The following is a 16,586-nucleotide window of genomic DNA, read 5'->3' on the forward strand; positions in this document are numbered from 1 at the left end:
CTGCGGAGGTAGTTGCCGGATGTACAAGGACCTCAAGTTCCCGATCCTCATCGTCCACCGTGCGATCAAGGCCGACAGCGTTGCCGGCGAGCGCATCCGCGGCATCGCCGAGGAACTGAGCCAGGACGGCTTCGCCATCATCAAGGCCGCCGATCACACCGAAGCGCGGCTGGTCGCCACCACCCACCATGGCCTGGCCTGCATGCTGATCGCCGCCGAGGGCGTCGGCGACAGCACCCACCTGCTGCAGAACATGGCCGAGCTGATACGCCTGGCCCGGCTGCGTGCGCCCGACCTGCCGATCTTCGCCCTGGGTGAACAGGTCACCCTGGAGAGCGCGCCGGCCGAGACCATGAGCGAACTCAACCAGCTGCGCGGCATTCTCTACCTGTTCGAGGACACTGTGCCGTTTCTCGCCCGTCAGGTGGCGCGTGCCGCGCACAACTACCTGGATGGCCTGCTGCCGCCGTTCTTCAAGGCCCTGGTGCAGCACACCGCACAATCCAACTATTCATGGCACACCCCCGGCCACGGCGGCGGTGTGGCCTACCGCAAGAGCCCGGTAGGCCAGGCATTCCACCAGTTCTTCGGCGAAAATACCCTGCGCTCGGACTTGTCCGTGTCAGTGCCGGAGCTGGGCTCGCTGCTCGACCACACCGGCCCCTTGGCCGCGGCCGAGGCGCGTGCCGCGCGCAACTTTGGCGCCGACCACACGTTCTTCGTCATCAATGGCACTTCTACCGCCAACAAGATCGTCTGGCACGCAATGGTCGGCCGCGATGACCTGGTGCTGGTGGACCGCAACTGCCACAAGTCGGTGGTCCACGCCATCATCATGACCGGCGCCATCCCCCTCTACCTGTGCCCCGAACGCAACGAGCTGGGAATCATCGGCCCGATACCGCTCAGCGAGTTCAGCCCAGAGTCGATCACGGCCAAGGTGCTGGCCAACCCCCTGGCCAAGGGGCGTGAGCCGCGGATCAAGCTGGCGGTGGTGACCAACTCCACCTACGACGGGCTGTGCTACAACGCCGGGTTGATCAAGTTGGCACTGGGCGCCAGCGTCGAGGTGCTGCATTTCGACGAGGCCTGGTTCGCCTATGCGGCGTTTCACCCGTTCTTCGAGGGCCGCTACGCCATGGGTACCGTGTGCAGCGAGGGCAGCCCGCTGGTGTTCAGTACCCATTCCACTCACAAGCTGCTGGCCGCCTTCAGCCAGGCCTCGATGATTCACGTGCAGGATGGTGCCCAGCGTCAGCTGGATCGCGACCGCTTCAATGAGGCGTTCATGATGCATATCTCCACCTCGCCGCAATACAGCATGCTCGCCTCGCTGGATGTGGCTTCGGCCATGATGGAGGGCCCGGCCGGCCAATCGCTGCTGCAGGAGATGTTCGACGAAGCCTTGAGTTTCCGCCGTGCGCTGGCCAATCTGCGCGAGCACATCGCCGCCGAAGACTGGTGGTTCAGCATCTGGCAGCCGCCAGCGGCGGAAGGCATCCAGCGCCTGGCGGCGCAGGACTGGCTGCTGCAACCGGGCGCCGAGTGGCATGGTTTTGGCGACGTGGCGGACGACTATGTCCTGCTCGACCCGCTGAAGGTGACCTTGGTGATGCCTGGGCTGAGCGCTGACGGCATATTGGGTGAGCACGGTATCCCGGCGGCGGTGGTCAGCAAGTTTCTTTGGGAGCGCGGGTTGGTGGTAGAGAAGACCGGCCTGTACAGCTTCCTGGTGCTGTTCTCGATGGGTATCACCAAGGGCAAGTGGAGCACGCTGCTCACCGAGTTGCTGGAGTTCAAACGCCATTACGACGGCAACACAGCGCTCAGTAGCTGCTTGCCAAGCATCGTTGCGATCGATGCCGCTCGTTACCAAGGGCTGGGCCTGCGCGACCTGTGCGACCAGCTGCATGACTGCTACCGCGCCAATGCCACGGCCAAGCAGCTCAAGCGGTTGTTCACGCGGTTGCCGGAGGTGGCCGTGAGCCCGGCCCAGGCCTATGACCAGATGGTGCGCGGGGAGGTGGAGGCAGTGCCGATCGAGGCCCTGCTGGGTCGTGTTGCAGCAGTGATGCTGGTGCCATACCCACCGGGGATCGCGCTGATCATGCCGGGCGAGCGGTTCACCGAGGCAACCCGCTCGATCCTCGATTACCTGGCGTTCGCCCGGGCGTTCAACAGCGGTTTCCCGGGCTTCGTCGCGGATGTGCATGGGCTGCAGAATGAGAGCGGCCAATACACGGTCGATTGCATCAAGGAATGCGAATGATCTCGACGCCGGTCTGTGCCAGTTCGAAGCGGTTTTCACCCAAGTGGTTGACGCGATCGCCGATGGCCAGGCGGTAAGTAGTGATCGGGGCACCCAGCGCGCTGCCGTCCGCCTGGAGGGTGGACTCCTGGAACTCGTGCACGGGGTAGATACGGCCTTCGGCGTCTCGGGCGTGGAACTGGCCGACCATTACTGCTGCCATTTGGGTGAAAACCTCTGAATTACGTGGGAAATGTCTGCAGGGATAGACCGTAAAAGGTACCTGGAAGTTTTCACAGCCTGGAAAAAAATCCCCGCCGCCGAGGAACGGTCATCTATAACTACAGACGTCCCTTTCTCCAGCAACGGATGGATAACGCCATGAGCCAGGTGTATTCGGTAGCGGTTGTCGTCGGCAGCTTGCGCAAGGACTCCTACAACCGCAAGGTTGCCCGCGCACTTTCGGAGCTGGCACCGTCCAGCCTTGCCCTGAAGATTGTCGAGATCGGCGACCTGCCGCTGTACAACGAGGACGTCGAGGCCGAGGGGGTGCCCGAGGCGTGGAAGCGTTTTCGCGATGAGATCCGCCGTAGCGATGCGGTGCTGTTCGTCACCCCGGAATACAACCGTTCGGTGCCGGGCTGTTTGAAGAATGCCATCGACGTGGGGTCGCGGCCGTATGGGCAAAGCGCGTGGAGCGGCAAGCCGACGGCGGTGGCCAGTGTGTCGCCCGGGGCCATCGGCGGGTTTGGTGCCAATCATGCGGTGCGCCAGTCGCTGGTGTTCCTCGACATGCCATGCATGCAGATGCCCGAGGCGTATATCGGCGGGGCGGCCAACCTGTTCGATGAGGCGGGCAAGCTCAGTGACAAGACCCGGCCATTCCTGCAGGGCTTCATCGACAAGTTCGCTTCCTGGGTGAAGTTGAACCGCGCGGTCTGATCCATCGTTGTTGCCTGACCTGACGCATTCGCGGGTAAACCCGCTCCCACAGTACAGCGCTGCACGTCAGTGCAACACCGAACCTGTGGGAGCGGGTTTACCCGCGAATGGCCAGACACCGCTCTGTCAGAAGGCCTGCGGCATCTCGCCCTTGGCCAGGCGGCGGTTGATATCGGCCACCACCTCCGGCAGCTCGTTGATGGTATCGATCAGATAATGAGGGCGCGAGCCGGCAAACAGCTGATGAATGCGCTTGCGCTCGCTCTCCAGTTTTTCTGCGCTCAACGCCTGGTAACCTTCCCAGGTCAGCCCCAGGGCATTGCCCGAGCACACCAGGGCCACGGTCCACATGCCGGCACGGCGGCCTTCGAGGATGCCTGGCACGGTGTCGTCGACCTTCACGCACGCCGCCACATCATCGATCCCCAGGGCAATCACGTTGGCCAGTGCCTGGGCCGGCCATGGGCGGCCATTCGGGGTTTCGTCGGTGGCCACCACGTGGTCGGCGACGTAGCCGTTGTGCGCAGCCAGCTCCACGACCTTGTCCATCACCACCTTCGGGTAGCCCGAGCAAGAACCGATCTTCAGGCCGCCCTGGCGCAGGCCGGTGAGGGTGTCGAGGGCGCCGGGGATCAATGCCGAGTGCACGGCGATTTTCTCGATCTGCAGCGGCATGAAGCGGTTGTAGATGGCGGTAACGTCATCGTCGGTCGGGGTGCGGCCGAACACCTTGCGGTAGCGCTCGGCGATCTCTGGCACATCGCACAGGGTGCGAATGTGATCCCACTTGCCCATCCCCATCGGGCCACGGGCTTCCTCGATGGAGACCTGTACATCGAACTCGGCAAAGGCTTCGACGAAGATCTGGGTCGGGGCGAAGGAGCCGAAGTCGACCACGGTGCCGGCCCAGTCGAGGATGGCGGCTTGCAGCTGGGTAGGATTGCTGTAGTTCATGTGAGCGGGTTCCTGAAATCGGGTGGGCAAAGGGTTAGATGTCCAGTACTTCCATTTCCCGCAGCACTTCGGCCACGGCATTCACGGCAGCCTGCATGCCGTCGGCACCGACCACGCCAATGCAGCCGACGCGGAACGTTTCGACCTGGGTCAGTTTGCCCGGGTAGAGGATGAAGCCCTTGGCCTTGACCCGCTCGTAGAAGTCCTTGAACTGGTAGCGGGCATCGTTCGGTGCGTGGAAAGTGACGATGATCGGTGCCTGGATCTCGGCCGGCAGGAAGCTGCGCAGGCCGATGGCGGCCATGCCGTCGAGCAAGGTCTTGCAGTTGTCGGCATACCGCTGGTGGCGGGCGGCCAGGCCGCCTTCCTCGTTGTACTGTTGCAGCGCTTCGTGCAGGGCGGCGACCACATGGGTCGGCGGGGTGAAGCGCCACTGGCCGGTCTTGGCCATGTAGGCGTGCTGGTCGTGCAGGTCCATGGCCAGCGAGTGGGCGTTGCCTTCGGCGGCGGCCAGGGCGGTTTTCTCGGCAAACACGAAGCCCATGCCGGGCACGCCTTCCAGGCACTTGCCGGAGGCAGCGATCAGCGCCTCGAAGGGGATCTCGCGGGCGTCGATCGGCAAGGCACCGAACGAACTCATGGCGTCGATGATCAGGCGTTTGCCGCGGCTTTTGACCACTTGGGCGATTTCCGGCAGCGGGTTGAGGATACCGGTACTGGTTTCGCAGTGGATCAGCGCCACGTGGGTGACGGCCGGGTCGGCGGCCAGCAGGCGGTCGACGTCTGCGGCGGTGGTCGGTTGGTCCTCGGCGGTCTCGAAGGTGCTGAAGGCGCGGCCCAGCACTTTGCAGATCTTCGCCAGGCGCTGACCATAAGCGCCGTTGATCAGTACCAGGACCTTGCCGTCACGCGGCACGAGGGTGCCGATGGCCGCTTCCACGGCAAAGGTGCCGCTGCCTTGCAGGGGCACGCAGTGGTGGCTGGCGCTGCCGTCGATGATCGCCAGCAGTTGCTCGCAGACACTGGCGGTCAGTTGGTTGAAGTCGCGGTCCCACGAGCCCCAGTCCACCAGCATGGCTTGGCGGGTGCGGATTGATGTGGTCAGGGGGCCGGGGGTCAGCAGGATCGGGGCGTTGCTCATTCCGTTATTCCTCGCAAGCGGTGGGCTGAAACTACGAGGCCTAGGTTGCAATTCGCACTGCCATCAATCAAATTGTTTGTCGTTATCCGAGCTATAAGTAAGGCCGATAGATATGAACCTGTTCCAGCTGCGTGCCTTCGATGCCGTCGCCCGTGAAGGCAGCTTCACCCGCGCCGCCGCGCGCCTGTTCATCAGCCAGCCGGCGGTGACCGGGCACGTCAAGGCGCTGGAGGAGCATTACCAGATCACCTTGCTGCGGCGCACCGCGCGGCGGGTGGAACTGACCGAAGAGGGTACCCGCCTGGCGGCGATCACGCGGGCCATGTTCAGCCTGGCCGAGGAGGCGCAGGCCATGCTCGAAGCCAATCGGCAGCTGCTGACCGGGCGCCTGGAGGTGGCTGCAGACGGCCCGCACCGGGTCATGCCGATGCTGGCGCTGCTGCGCGAGCGCTACCCAGGGATTACCGTCAACCTGCGCCTGGGCAATGCCCAGGAGACCTTGGCGGCGTTGCTCAGCGAGCATGCCGATGTCGCCGTGCTGACCGAGATCGAGCCGCGCAAGGGCCTGTACCTGCAGAACCTTTGCGAGTCCCGCCTGTGCGCCTTGTTGCCAGCCGGCCATCCTTGGGCGCAGTCGGCAAACGACCTGCCATTGACTGAGTTGCACCAGCAGATCATGGTCCTGCGCGAACCCAGTTCGACGACGCGCCGTACCTTCGACAAGGCCTGCAGCGCGGCCGGCGTGCAGCCTCGGGTGCAGCTGGAGCTGGATAGCCGTGAGGCAGTGACCGAGGCGGTGGCGTCGCAGCTGGGTATTGGTGTGGTGTCATCGACCGAAGTGGCCAACGATCCGCGCGTGGTGGCGCGGCCCTTGGCCGGGCAGGGCTTGCTCAACCAGCACGTGGTCGGCTGCCTGGAGCGGCGCCGCGAGTTGCGCCTGATCCAGGCATTCCTGGGCCTGGCGGCCAGCCTCTGAGCCGTCTTAACATGCCTGCAGCAGTCACTGGAATGCCAATGAGCGAAAAAGACACCATCTCCATGCAACTGGTGCGCGAAGCGCTGTTGCAGACCTGCCCGGCGGGTGAGCCCGATGCCGGCCTACTGGCCCGCGCGGGGATTGACGCTGGGCAGTTGCAGATCCCCACCGCCCGGGTCAGCGCCCAGGCCTATGCGCGGTTGTGGCGCTTGTTGGCCAGGCGCTGCAACGACGAGTTCTTCGCCATGGACCCACGAGGCCTGCGCGCTGGCAGCCTGGCCTTCATGTGCCGGGCGAGCATGGCTCAGCCGACGCTGGGCGCGGGGCTGGATACGGCTTTGGGGTTCCTCTCGCTGATGCTCGAAGACTTGCAGCCGAGCCTGGTGCGCCAGCACGGCCTGGCCGAAATCGTCATCAACGAGCCTCGCGATGCACCGCGGCGCGCCTTCACCTATTTCACCTTCTGGATGATCGTGCACGGTGTGGCCTGCTGGCTGGCTGGGCGGCGCATCCCGATCCTGGCCATCGACCTGCGCTGCAGCGAACCACCGTTCTGTGACGACTACCGGGTGATGTTCTCGGAAAACCTGCAGTTCGAGCGACCGCGCACGCGCATGATCATCGCCGCCGACAGCCTCGAACTGCCGCTCAAGCGCACGCCGGAAGAGTTGCAACGCTTTCTTTCCGAAGCCCCCGGCAACATTCTGGTGAAGTACCGCGACCCGGCCAGCCTCGGCCGGCGTATCCGCAGCGACCTGCTGCAGTTGGCGCCTGGGCAATGGCCCGACGGCGATACCCTGGCGTGCCAGTTGTGCCTGTCGCCGTCAACCCTGCGCCGGCGCCTGGCCGAGGAGGGGCAGACCTATCAAGGGCTCAAGGACAGCGTCCGGCGCGAGCTGGCAATTGCCTGGCTGAGCCAGGAAGAGCCCGCCATGGGCGAAATCGCCGAGCGCCTGGGCTTTGCCGACAGCAGTTCGTTCTACAAGGCCTTCCGCAAATGGTTCGGCTGCAACCCAGGGCACTACCGCACGTTGATCCAGGCGCGCGGCAGCCGCAACTGAACGGTGCCCGCTTCCCTCTGAAAACGGCAGGCAGCACATGGAAGAGTGCTCGCCCTTTTCAGCGACGTGGAGCACATCGTGCGCAACTTCCCGGCTCTATCGATCAACCAGACCCTGCCGACGGATGAAGACGTACGGCGGGCGCAGGATGCGTTCATCCACCAGCGGCTGCCGCAGTGGCTCAAGGATGCCTCAGCGCAGGATATCAGCACCCTGCGCAGCTTGTTTGCCGCCCATAAAGCCAGCCAGGATGCCTGGCGCCAAGCCACGGCCGCTGCCGTGTCCGTGCCTGAGTATGCGCGGCAGCAGTTTTCCCGGGCGCTGAAAGGTCTGCTGCCAGCCGATCAGCGCCTGGATACGCTGGACTGGCGGCAGCAATTGATCCGCGGGATCAGCGACCAGCCACCCTATGTCGATTCCGACTTCCGGCTGGAGCCTGGCCTGCTGCGGCTGATGCAGAACTTTGGCGTGGGGGCCACGCCGTTGAGTGGCAGCGGGCTGGTTGCACGCGGTACCAGCAAGGTGCTATCCGGCGACCTGGAGGCTCTGGTCAAGGCCTGCCGCGAGCTGGATGCGGGGCGCCGTTATCAGGCACTGCTGCACGATACCTTCGGCAAGCACCAGGCACTGCTGGCCAAGGACAAGCAGGAAGGTTTCAAGCTTGCCGTGCACATCGCGTTCCTCAAGAAGGCCATTGATGCCGATACCAAGGCTGCGCTGCAAGGCTACATCAGTGGCACACACGCCGAATCAGGGCTCACCGCCTATCCCGGGCTGATGTCGATGATGAAGGTGCGACTCCATGAGGCCCTGCTCGTGCAGCTGCGAGGGCCTGATGACAGTGACCGAGGTGTGGTGGCCTATCTTCCGGGCGACCCGGTCGAACCGCTGCGCTGGTACGCCTCCAGCCAGGCACTGAGCGCGGCGCTGGTCGCCGACCTGCGCGATGCGCAGTACATGAACGCTTTCATTCAATTGATCGCGTTGCGCGACCGCAAGGCGTTCACCCACACACTGCGCAATCGCCTTCGCGATAAAGTGCCTGACCTGGAAATAGAGGGTGAAACCGGTACGGCGCCAGTCTTTGAGCGCTGGGCAAAGGACCAGATCAATCGCGTCGAGGACGATGCCAAGGTATTGCTGGTGTCCACGGCAGACGCCAACGCCATGGCCAGCAAGGAGCGTCTCGAGGCCTGGAAGGGGCTTGGCTGGCAGCTGGCCAACCTGGCCGGGTTCTTTATCCCGGAAGTCGGCGCCTTGTTGTTGGCGCAGATGCTCACGCAGGTGTGTGGCGACGTGTTCGAAGGGACCGTGGATTGGGCCAAAGGGCATGATCATGAGGCGCTGGAACATGTGCTGAACGTTGCCGAAACCCTGGCGGCGGCTGCGGCTACGACCGGGGTGGTGGCCGGGGCCGGCGTGGCGCTGCGGCACTTCACCCGCAGCACCTTTGTCGATGGCCTTGAAGCAGTCAGCACCGGGACGAGGGCCGAGGGGCGGTTGTGGAGCGCTGACCTCAGCATGTACCGCACGTCAGCCGAGGGCGCAGAGCTTCAAGGTGATGGCCTCTATCACCTCGGCGAACGTCGCTGGATGCGTATGGATCGGTATTTCTACGAGGTGCACCAGCCCACCGAAAACGGCCCATGGCGCATTCGTCATCCGCAGCGGCCTGAGGCTTATGGGCCAGTGGTCGAGCGTAACGGCGAGCGGTTCTGGCGCTTGCCAGGCGAGACGCCGCTGATGTGGAATGATGCCGCCATGATGCTCGACCGGTTATGGCCACAACGTCAGCCGCTCGATCAGCAAACCGGGCAGTGGGTGCTGCAGGCGGCATGCTGCGATCTGGATGAATTGCGCGGCATCCTGGTCGAGAACCGGGAATTGCCGGTCAACCTGCGCAGCACCCTGCGCGCATTTGCCGCCGACGCACGCATCAATCGCTTTTTTGAAGCACTGCACTCCAGTACGGGCGAGATCAGTGACCCGCAGCTGCATGACTGGTGCCGGCAGCAGCCGGTGCTGGCCGAGGTGAAGGACAGCGACCTGGCCAGCGCCATCGAGCAGCATGCACCACGCTTGCGGCAAGGGTTGTTCGGCTATCTCACCCAGCTGGACGCAGGCACAGACCCAGCAGTGCAGCTGATCCTGCGTGACTTTCCAGACCTTGCCCCCGATTATGCAAGCGAACTGGCGGCTCGGCTGAGCCTCTCCGAACGGGAAGAGGTCGAGCTGCAGCGGCGCCTGTCTTTGTCGGTATCGACCCAGGCTCGCTCGTTACAGCAGCTGGCCAGGCTCAATCGTGCCCAGCAAGGGCTGATGCTGCGCAATGCCTACAACAATGTGACCGGTGAGGTCGTGTTCGGGGTGCTGTCGCGCCTTGACCACTGGTCCTACGCTGCGCGCCTGGAGCTGCGTGAGCGGTCTTCGTCAGGCCGCTTGCTGGCTGTGCTCAATTCGCAATCGGCAGAGACGACCCAGTCGATTCTGGTGCACAAGGACGGCCGATTCACTCTCCACGATGAGCGTGGTGTGGCGCTGGAGCAACAAAGCACCGAGCCGGATGATCTGTTTCAGGTGATCACCACCCTGCTCAGCGCCGAGCAACGCCTCGGCCTGGGCCTGGGCAGCACAGGGCAGGCCGCAGCATTGCGGCGCAAGGTAGTCGACCAGTTGCCGGTCGATCGCGAAAAACTCCTTCGACTGTTCGGCTGGGTGGCGCGCAAGGGCTGGTTCAACCCGGGGCAACGTCTGCCTGACGGTAGGGTGGGTTATTTGCTGGGCGGGGGCAACTCGCGTGAGTGGGCGCCCGAATTGCGCATACGGCGGCGCCTTGCAGAACTCTACGCAGGCGACTCTCCCAGGCTGATGGATGAACATGTGCAGCGGATCATGGGCAGTGACCGGCCGTTCGACACGCTGCTGTTCGAGGAACAGAACTTCCGTTTGCTCAATGGCCAACTTGACGCGTGGGTCGCGGACGCGGCCGACCATGAACAAGCGGCGCGTCGGCAATTTGCGCGCAGCATGCGCGCCGCCTGGCGCCGACAATTGCCAATCGATGCCGAGCAACAGCGGGGTCACGGCTTGCTGCTGGACCTCAGCGGCCACCAGGTGACTAGCCTGCCGCAACTGCACCACGGCATCGACTTCACCCATGTCACTACCCTGGTCATGGTCAACACACCCCTGCAGTCGATGCCAAAGGCATTCTTCAGTTGCTTCGGGCAGCTGCGCCGGCTGAACCTGGCAAGGAACCGCCTGACCGCCGTGCCTGAAGGGATCGAATACCTGACGCGGCTGGAAACCCTGCAGCTGTCCCACAACAGTATCCGTCTCGACGAGCAAGGGCGTAATGCCTTGGCTGAACTCACACGTCTGACGTCCCTGGACCTCAGCTACAATCCCCTGCGCCGGATGACCTTGCATTTCCACCAGGCGCCGGTACTGACGCACCTTTACCTCGGTCATTGCCGCCTGCTGGAGTGGCCTGTCGGCCTGGAATATTGCTGGATGTTGAGATTTGTGGACTTGCGTTCGAACCAGCTGAGCGAGATACCCGATACGATCATGCGCATGCCTTCTGGCTTCCGATCGGCGCTCCGGCTGGACCACAATTCCATCGCCCTGGAGCAATTGAATCGCTTGCGTGCCCGCCCTCGTCATGAGCTGCACCACGACGCAGGGACGCCCGGCATCCAACGGTCAGCCCGCCAGGTTTGGTTGGGCCCACAGGCCTCCGCTGAGCAGGCGGCGCGGTGGGACCGTTTGTTTACTGGCGACAATCAGGCGAGTTTGCTCAACCTGCTGAAAAGGTTGCAGGACAGCGCGGATTACCTCAATGCGGCTTATCGCGAGGACCTGACGACGCGTGTATGGGCGCTGCTGGAGGCCATGGATGACGATGCCGAGCTGGCTCAGGCGATCAACACCCTTGCCAGCGAAGACACCACCTGCGTCGACAACGTCGCGGAGCGCTTCAGCGAGCTGCAAGTGCACGCCCTGGTGGCCAAGGCGGATCGTGCCCCGGAAGGTCAGAAAGCTGCGTTACTCGAACTGGGCCTGGGACTGTTCAGGCTCGATGCGCTGAAAGCGTTCATCAGGGAGGATATAGCGGCACGGCTGTTGGTTGATCCTGAACTTGACCAAGTCGAGGCCAGCCTCTATTACCTGGTCACGCTGGCCAAGGAACTGAAATTGCCAGGTCAGCCCCGTTCGATGACATTTGCAAGGCTTGGCGAGGTCAGCAAGGCGAAACTCGACGAGGCGCGTGCTCATGTGAAGGCCGCGCAAACCCTTGAGGCCCAGGCCTGGTTCCTGAGTGAACAGGTATTCTGGAGTCATTGGCTGGAAGCACAGGAGCAGAACGAGGCGCAGTTCAAGGCCATTACCGATGAATATGCTGCCAGGGCTGGCGCGCTGGTGGACCAGGAGGGGCTGACCAGCGAGCAGTATCTGGAACGCTGGACGACCCTGGATGCGCGTCGCAATGCCGAACTCTCGCGCCTGAGGGTGCTGTTGACCAAGGAGGTGTTGCAAGCCCGAGGCGAACACGCGCAGGGGCGAACCAGCGAGCCTGAACGCTAGCGGGCAGCGCGGCAAGGCTTCCGTCTGCAAGTCTTGTGGGGGCACGAACAAGCTGACATCCCGTCAAAACCACAGGATGCAGCTTGTGCCCCATGCCAACAAATACCCCCAGTACCCGTATCCCGCCAACGACTTCATCGTCAAGAACCTGCCCGGCTGGCTGAAGGGCGCCAGTCAGGCGCAGATCAAGGCCCTGCGTTCCGCCGTGCTCGCCCACCAGGACAGCCAGCGGCAGATGGCTGACATGTTCAAGCAACTGCAGCCGCTTGACCGCTTTGCCAAGGACCGTCTGCAGCCGGCTATCAAGACGAAGCTGGGCGTACAGGTCGATTTCGCCACGGCCCTGTGGCGCGAAAAGCGCATACGGGTCACCGAAAGGCCGTTCCAGCCGATCCCGGGCTTGCTGCCGCCGGACTTCGAAACCCGCTTCGTTGACCAGCCGCTGTTGCAGAAGCTGCTGCAGAACTTCAAGCCGGGTGAATCGTTCGACAGCGAGACGGTAGTACTCAAGGCGGCCCCGATCGGCAACGCGCCGACCCAGACTCTGACCGCCGACACCGCTTCACTGGCCCAGCTGAGCCGCGAGCAGGATGTCGGTGGCGCTTATCAGGCGCATCTGGAGCAGGTGCTGAGCCCCGCATTTGCTGCCGCCCTGGCTGCCGACAAACGCCATGAACTGGCGCTGGCCGTCGAGTTCGCGGCAATCAGGGGGCAGCTCGACAACAACGATGTGAAGCTGCTGCGCCTGCTGGCCCAGGGCAAGCAGGCTCACCATGCGCAAGGTTGGACTGCGACCGGCAAAGGCCTGCAAATCCTGGGTTGCCGGGTGGACGGGGCCGTTGCCTACGAGCTGCGCGAGCCGCCCCGGCGCCAATCGGACTTTCCCGCCGGGCCGCCCGACAGCCTGAAAGCGGTGATTCTTTACCTGCCGGGGTTCGGCACTCAGCCATTGCGCCGATTCACCGATTGGGCCGCGGTCAACTTGGCGCTGGTCGAGGCGTTGGCTGATGACGGTTTCAAACAGGCCTTGGCCCAGCGCATCGAATTGAGCGAGCGTGCCGGGTATCTGAGTTTGCTCGCTACCCGGTTGAGCGACCCTGAGCCAGACGTGCAGGCGCAGCGGCTGACGGTCAGCGGCAACCTGTTCGTCAGCCTGGCCGACTGGCACGTAAAGCGGATGAAAGCGGATGCGCGCTTGCTGGCCGTGCCCACGGCGATGGCGGACCGTGCAGCGGCGGATGAGCGGCTGGCCAGGCTGGAAAGCGCCGGTCTGGCACTGCTCAGCCTAGCAGGCTTGTTCGTGCCGGTGATCGGTGCCCTGTTGCTGGTCGACATGGCCAGGCAATTGCTCGACGAGGTCTACGAAGGTGTCAGCGACTGGTCCCAAGGGCACCGCCACGAGGCCCTGACACACCTGCTCGAGGTGCTGACGTCTGTCGCACTGCTTGGCGCGGTGTCACTGGGCGTGCACACGGCCCGTAGCGCCTTTGTCGAGTCGCTGGAACCGGTGACCACCGAAGCCGGCACGCAACGGCTGTGGCGCAACGACCTCGCGCGTTACCGGCGGGCGCCTGCCGGCATGGCCCTGAGCGAGGGCGATGATGGCTTGTTCGTGGGCGGTCAAGGGCATTGGTGGCACAACGAAGGAACCTTCTACCGCGTGCGTCAGGATGCCCGCGGCAGCTGGCGCCTGCTGCATGACGAAGGGCCCGGGACCTACGGGCCGCCGCTGCGTGGCAATGCCGAGCGCGGCTGGTGGCTGAGCAGCGAGCGGCCCCTTGAATGGCAGGGCCAGGGGCGATTGTTGACCCGCCTGTGGCCAGCTGCCAGGTTGCTGGATGCCGAACGCGTCGAGCAGATACTTGTGGTGGCCGGTGTCGACGAAGACGGCCTGCGGCGCTTGCTGGTCGAGCGTCGGCCGCTGCCGGTGGCCTTGCGAGACACCCTCGAGCGGTTCGCGGTGCAAGCCCGTAACGAGGCGTTCTTCAACCCTTCCGACGAAGGCCCCGGCTACATCGAGCGCCTGCTCTGGTGCCGTGAACGCCTGAACCTGCAGGCACTGACTGATGACGAGCAACTGCAGGCGATCGCTGACCAGGCTGATGCCCTGCGCCAGCCAATGCTCGACCATTTCGCCGAACAGTACCTGGCGGACGACCCGGCGATGGCGGTGCTGCTGCGCCACTTTCCGTCGCTGCCGAAGGCCTACGCGCTGGATATTCTCAAGGGCGCGTCGCCGCAGATGCGCGTGACCCTGCTCGAAGATCACCGGGTGCCGCTGGTGCTGTCGCAGCGGGCACGTGCCATGTTGCAGGAGGTGCGCCTGGTACGCCTGCGTGAGGCGTTGTACCTGCGCGGCAGCTACCGTGACGATCTGGTCAGCCTGGTGTTCACCTGGGCGCAGAAGCAGGGATTGGCCGCTGACCAGATCAACCTGGTGTTGCGCGACCGCACCTCAAGCGGCGCGGTGCTCGAGCGCCTGCTGCCGGCCTTCGGCACTGAGGGGCAGTCCCTCGACATGGTCTGGAATGACGGCGCCTTCACGCTCTACGACGCGCGTGGGCTGCCCAGCGAACTGGAGGCGGCCGAGCCGGGCGGTGTGTTCGAAGTACTGGCCGCCACCCTGGCGCCCAGCTTCCTGCAGAAGCTGGAAGTGGCGGGCGAGGACCTGCCCGGGCAGATCCGTGCCAAGGTCCAGGGCTGGCTGCCGCGCGAGCGCAAGGCGTTGCTGGACACGCTCGGCTGGCGCGAGGCGCGACCGCAGGGTGCCACCTTGCAACGATTCGGCGACGGCCGTATCGGCTACCCGTTGGGCCCGGTGCTGTCGTGCCTGGATTCACCGGAATGCACCATGCGTCGGCGTATACGCGATTTGTACCCGAGCTTTGCCGAGGATGAAGTCGAGCGCTATCTGGAGATGATGTACCGGCGCTCGTCCTCGCCGTTCAGCAGCCTGTTGATGCAGGAGATGGAGTACGACCACCTGGACGACACCCTGCGAATCTGGGCCCGGCATACCGACCCCCTGCAGCGTGAGCGGCGGGTGCAGGTCAGCGACGTCTTCCGCCGCGCCTGGCGGATGGAGGGGGCACGCATCGTCAGGGCGGGAGAGCCGGGTTGGAGCACTGGACTGACCGTGACATCGGTGCCCCTGGGGGACTTGCCGATGCTGCCGCCATACACTGATTTCGCCCATATCGTCCGCCTGAACCTGAGCAACCTGCAGCTGGCAGTGCTGCCGCCGGGCTTCCTGCGCAGCTTTCCGCGCCTGAGAACGCTCGACCTGAGCTACAACAACCTGCGCATGTTGCCTGCCGGCCTCGGGCGCTTGCGCGAGCTGGAGGAGTTGAACCTCAGTGGCAACCGGATCCGCCTGACTGCTGCCCAGGCCGAGGTCGTCGCCGGCATGACCGGGCTGCGCCGTCTGGACCTGAGTGACAACCTGATCGGCACGACTGTGCTGTCGGTGGGCGACATGCAGCACCTGGAGTCGTTGATCCTGCGCCGCACCGGCCTGCGTGACATGCCCGAAGGGCTGGAGCGCTGCCAACGCCTGACCTACGCCGACCTGCGCAACAACCAGATCGGGGAACTGCCTTTGAGCTTGCTCAGTTCGCCCGTGCGGCGCCGGCAGGTGATGGTGCTCTCCGGCAACCCGCTGGCCGGTGCGCTGCGCGAGCAACTGGGGGCGGATCCGGTCAGCCGTCCGCCTTCGCCGACCGAGCCCGAAACGGGCCAGTCTCAGGCCCGCTGGTTGGGCGCCTTGGCCGATGACGCCCGTGGCGCGGCTCAACGACAATGGCAGGCACTGCGCGCCGAGGAAGGCAGCGCCGCGTTTTTCGGCCTGCTCGATGACTATGTCTACAGCGCCGAATTCCGCGCCGCCCCTGGGGAGACCGGGCGACGGGTGTGGCAGGTGATTGCTGCGGCGAGCGATGACCCACGCATGCGCCGTGACCTGTTCGACCTGGCGGCCGATCCGCGCACCTGCGCAGACAGCACTGCGCATTGCTTCAGCCAGGTCGAGGTGGGCATGCATGTCTCGCAGTTCACCCACAACGGCGAGCCGGCCGCCACGGCCACTGAGCGCCTGTTGCTGGCGCAACGGCTGTTCAGGCTGCACGAGGTGGAACGCCTGGCCCGTGCCGACATGGACGCTCGCTACGCAGATGGGCGCTGGCTGCGGGGCGAACATGACGAGGAAGAGGTGGAAGTCAGCCTGGCCTACCGCGTGGGCCTGGCCAGTCGCCTTGACTTGCTCGGCCAGCCCAGGGAAATGTTGTTCGGCGGGCTGGCCAGGGTCGACCAGGCCGACCTCGACAGGGCCTATACGGCGGTGCTCGACGCCGAAGCCACGCAGGCGCGAGCGGTGTTCATCAGCGAACGGGAATTCTGGATCGCTTCGCTGCGCGCCTTGCACACCCAGGCATTCACCGAGGTCGAAGACGATTTCCAGAGGCGCTGGGACGCGCTCGAAAGCCAATGGCAAACCCCCGACGACAGTCAGCTGGGCCTCGGTGACCCCGAATACCTGCGCCGTGCCAGGGCGCTGCGCGAGGAACGTGAACAGGCGCTGGGTGCCTTGACCCTGCGCCTGACCCAAGAGGCCTTGCAGACCCCTGTGACGCGCTCGCCAGCGCGGCCAAGCGGCCAAACCGGTCATCCAGATTGACAGCT

At 64.5% G+C, this 16,586-nt stretch carries 9 protein-coding genes; 6 read left to right on the plus strand and 3 right to left on the minus strand.

From position 1 onward, the window contains the following. Positions 1-19 precede the first annotated feature (19 nt). On the plus strand, positions 20-2,269 hold the full coding sequence (locus ACQKPS_RS24485; protein WP_254484654.1) for an Orn/Lys/Arg decarboxylase N-terminal domain-containing protein: 2,250 nt from the start codon (positions 20-22) through the stop codon (positions 2,267-2,269). Here the strand turns inward: ACQKPS_RS24485 and ACQKPS_RS24490 are convergent. Continuing rightward, a complete protein-coding gene (locus ACQKPS_RS24490) occupies positions 2,253-2,471 on the minus strand; it encodes a hypothetical protein (protein WP_027919089.1) in 219 nt (72 codons plus the stop codon). The two genes, ACQKPS_RS24485 and ACQKPS_RS24490, sit on opposite strands and share 17 nt — an antisense overlap. A 158-nt stretch (positions 2,472-2,629) precedes the next feature. Here ACQKPS_RS24490 and ACQKPS_RS24495 point away from each other — a divergent pair, with 158 nt between their 5' ends. Next, positions 2,630-3,190 (plus strand): NADPH-dependent FMN reductase, encoded by a 561-nt coding sequence (locus tag ACQKPS_RS24495; protein WP_254484656.1) that lies wholly within the window; start codon positions 2,630-2,632, stop codon positions 3,188-3,190. A gap of 126 nt (positions 3,191-3,316) precedes the next feature. On the opposite strand, the gene phnX is transcribed toward ACQKPS_RS24495, so the two are convergent. Both phnX and ACQKPS_RS24505 read right to left on the minus strand, forming a co-directional pair. Next, positions 3,317-4,144: a phosphonoacetaldehyde hydrolase gene (phnX, locus tag ACQKPS_RS24500; RefSeq protein WP_254484658.1), complete on the minus strand. Its 828-nt coding sequence runs from the start codon at positions 4,142-4,144 to the stop codon at positions 3,317-3,319. Positions 4,145-4,178: 34 nt separating this feature from the next. Next, positions 4,179-5,285, minus strand: coding sequence for a 2-aminoethylphosphonate--pyruvate transaminase (locus ACQKPS_RS24505; protein WP_254484660.1), 1,107 nt, complete (start codon positions 5,283-5,285; stop codon positions 4,179-4,181). A gap of 112 nt (positions 5,286-5,397) precedes the next feature. Here ACQKPS_RS24505 and ACQKPS_RS24510 point away from each other — a divergent pair, with 112 nt between their 5' ends. The 4 genes from ACQKPS_RS24510 to ACQKPS_RS24525 all read left to right on the plus strand — a co-directional run bounded on the left by ACQKPS_RS24510 (position 5,398) and on the right by ACQKPS_RS24525 (position 16,581). Beyond that, positions 5,398-6,261: a LysR substrate-binding domain-containing protein gene (locus ACQKPS_RS24510; protein WP_254484662.1), complete on the plus strand. Its 864-nt coding sequence runs from the start codon at positions 5,398-5,400 to the stop codon at positions 6,259-6,261. Positions 6,262-6,299: 38 nt separating this feature from the next. After that, positions 6,300-7,322, plus strand: a complete 1,023-nt coding sequence (locus tag ACQKPS_RS24515; protein ID WP_427605771.1) for an AraC family transcriptional regulator — start codon at positions 6,300-6,302, stop codon at positions 7,320-7,322. Positions 7,323-7,367: 45 nt separating this feature from the next. Continuing rightward, on the plus strand, positions 7,368-11,909 hold the full coding sequence (locus ACQKPS_RS24520) for an NEL-type E3 ubiquitin ligase domain-containing protein (protein WP_427605772.1): 4,542 nt from the start codon (positions 7,368-7,370) through the stop codon (positions 11,907-11,909). Between the two features lie 85 nt (positions 11,910-11,994). Then, the gene (locus tag ACQKPS_RS24525; protein WP_427605773.1) at positions 11,995-16,581 is read left to right on the plus strand and encodes an NEL-type E3 ubiquitin ligase domain-containing protein; all 4,587 of its coding nucleotides are present in this window, start codon (positions 11,995-11,997) and stop codon (positions 16,579-16,581) included. Positions 16,582-16,586: the final 5 nt, after the last annotated feature.

The sequence above is a fragment of the Pseudomonas sp. NPDC086566 genome (assembly GCF_050280885.1).
GTDB classification, from domain to species: Bacteria; Pseudomonadota; Gammaproteobacteria; order Pseudomonadales; family Pseudomonadaceae; genus Aquipseudomonas; species Aquipseudomonas vlassakiae.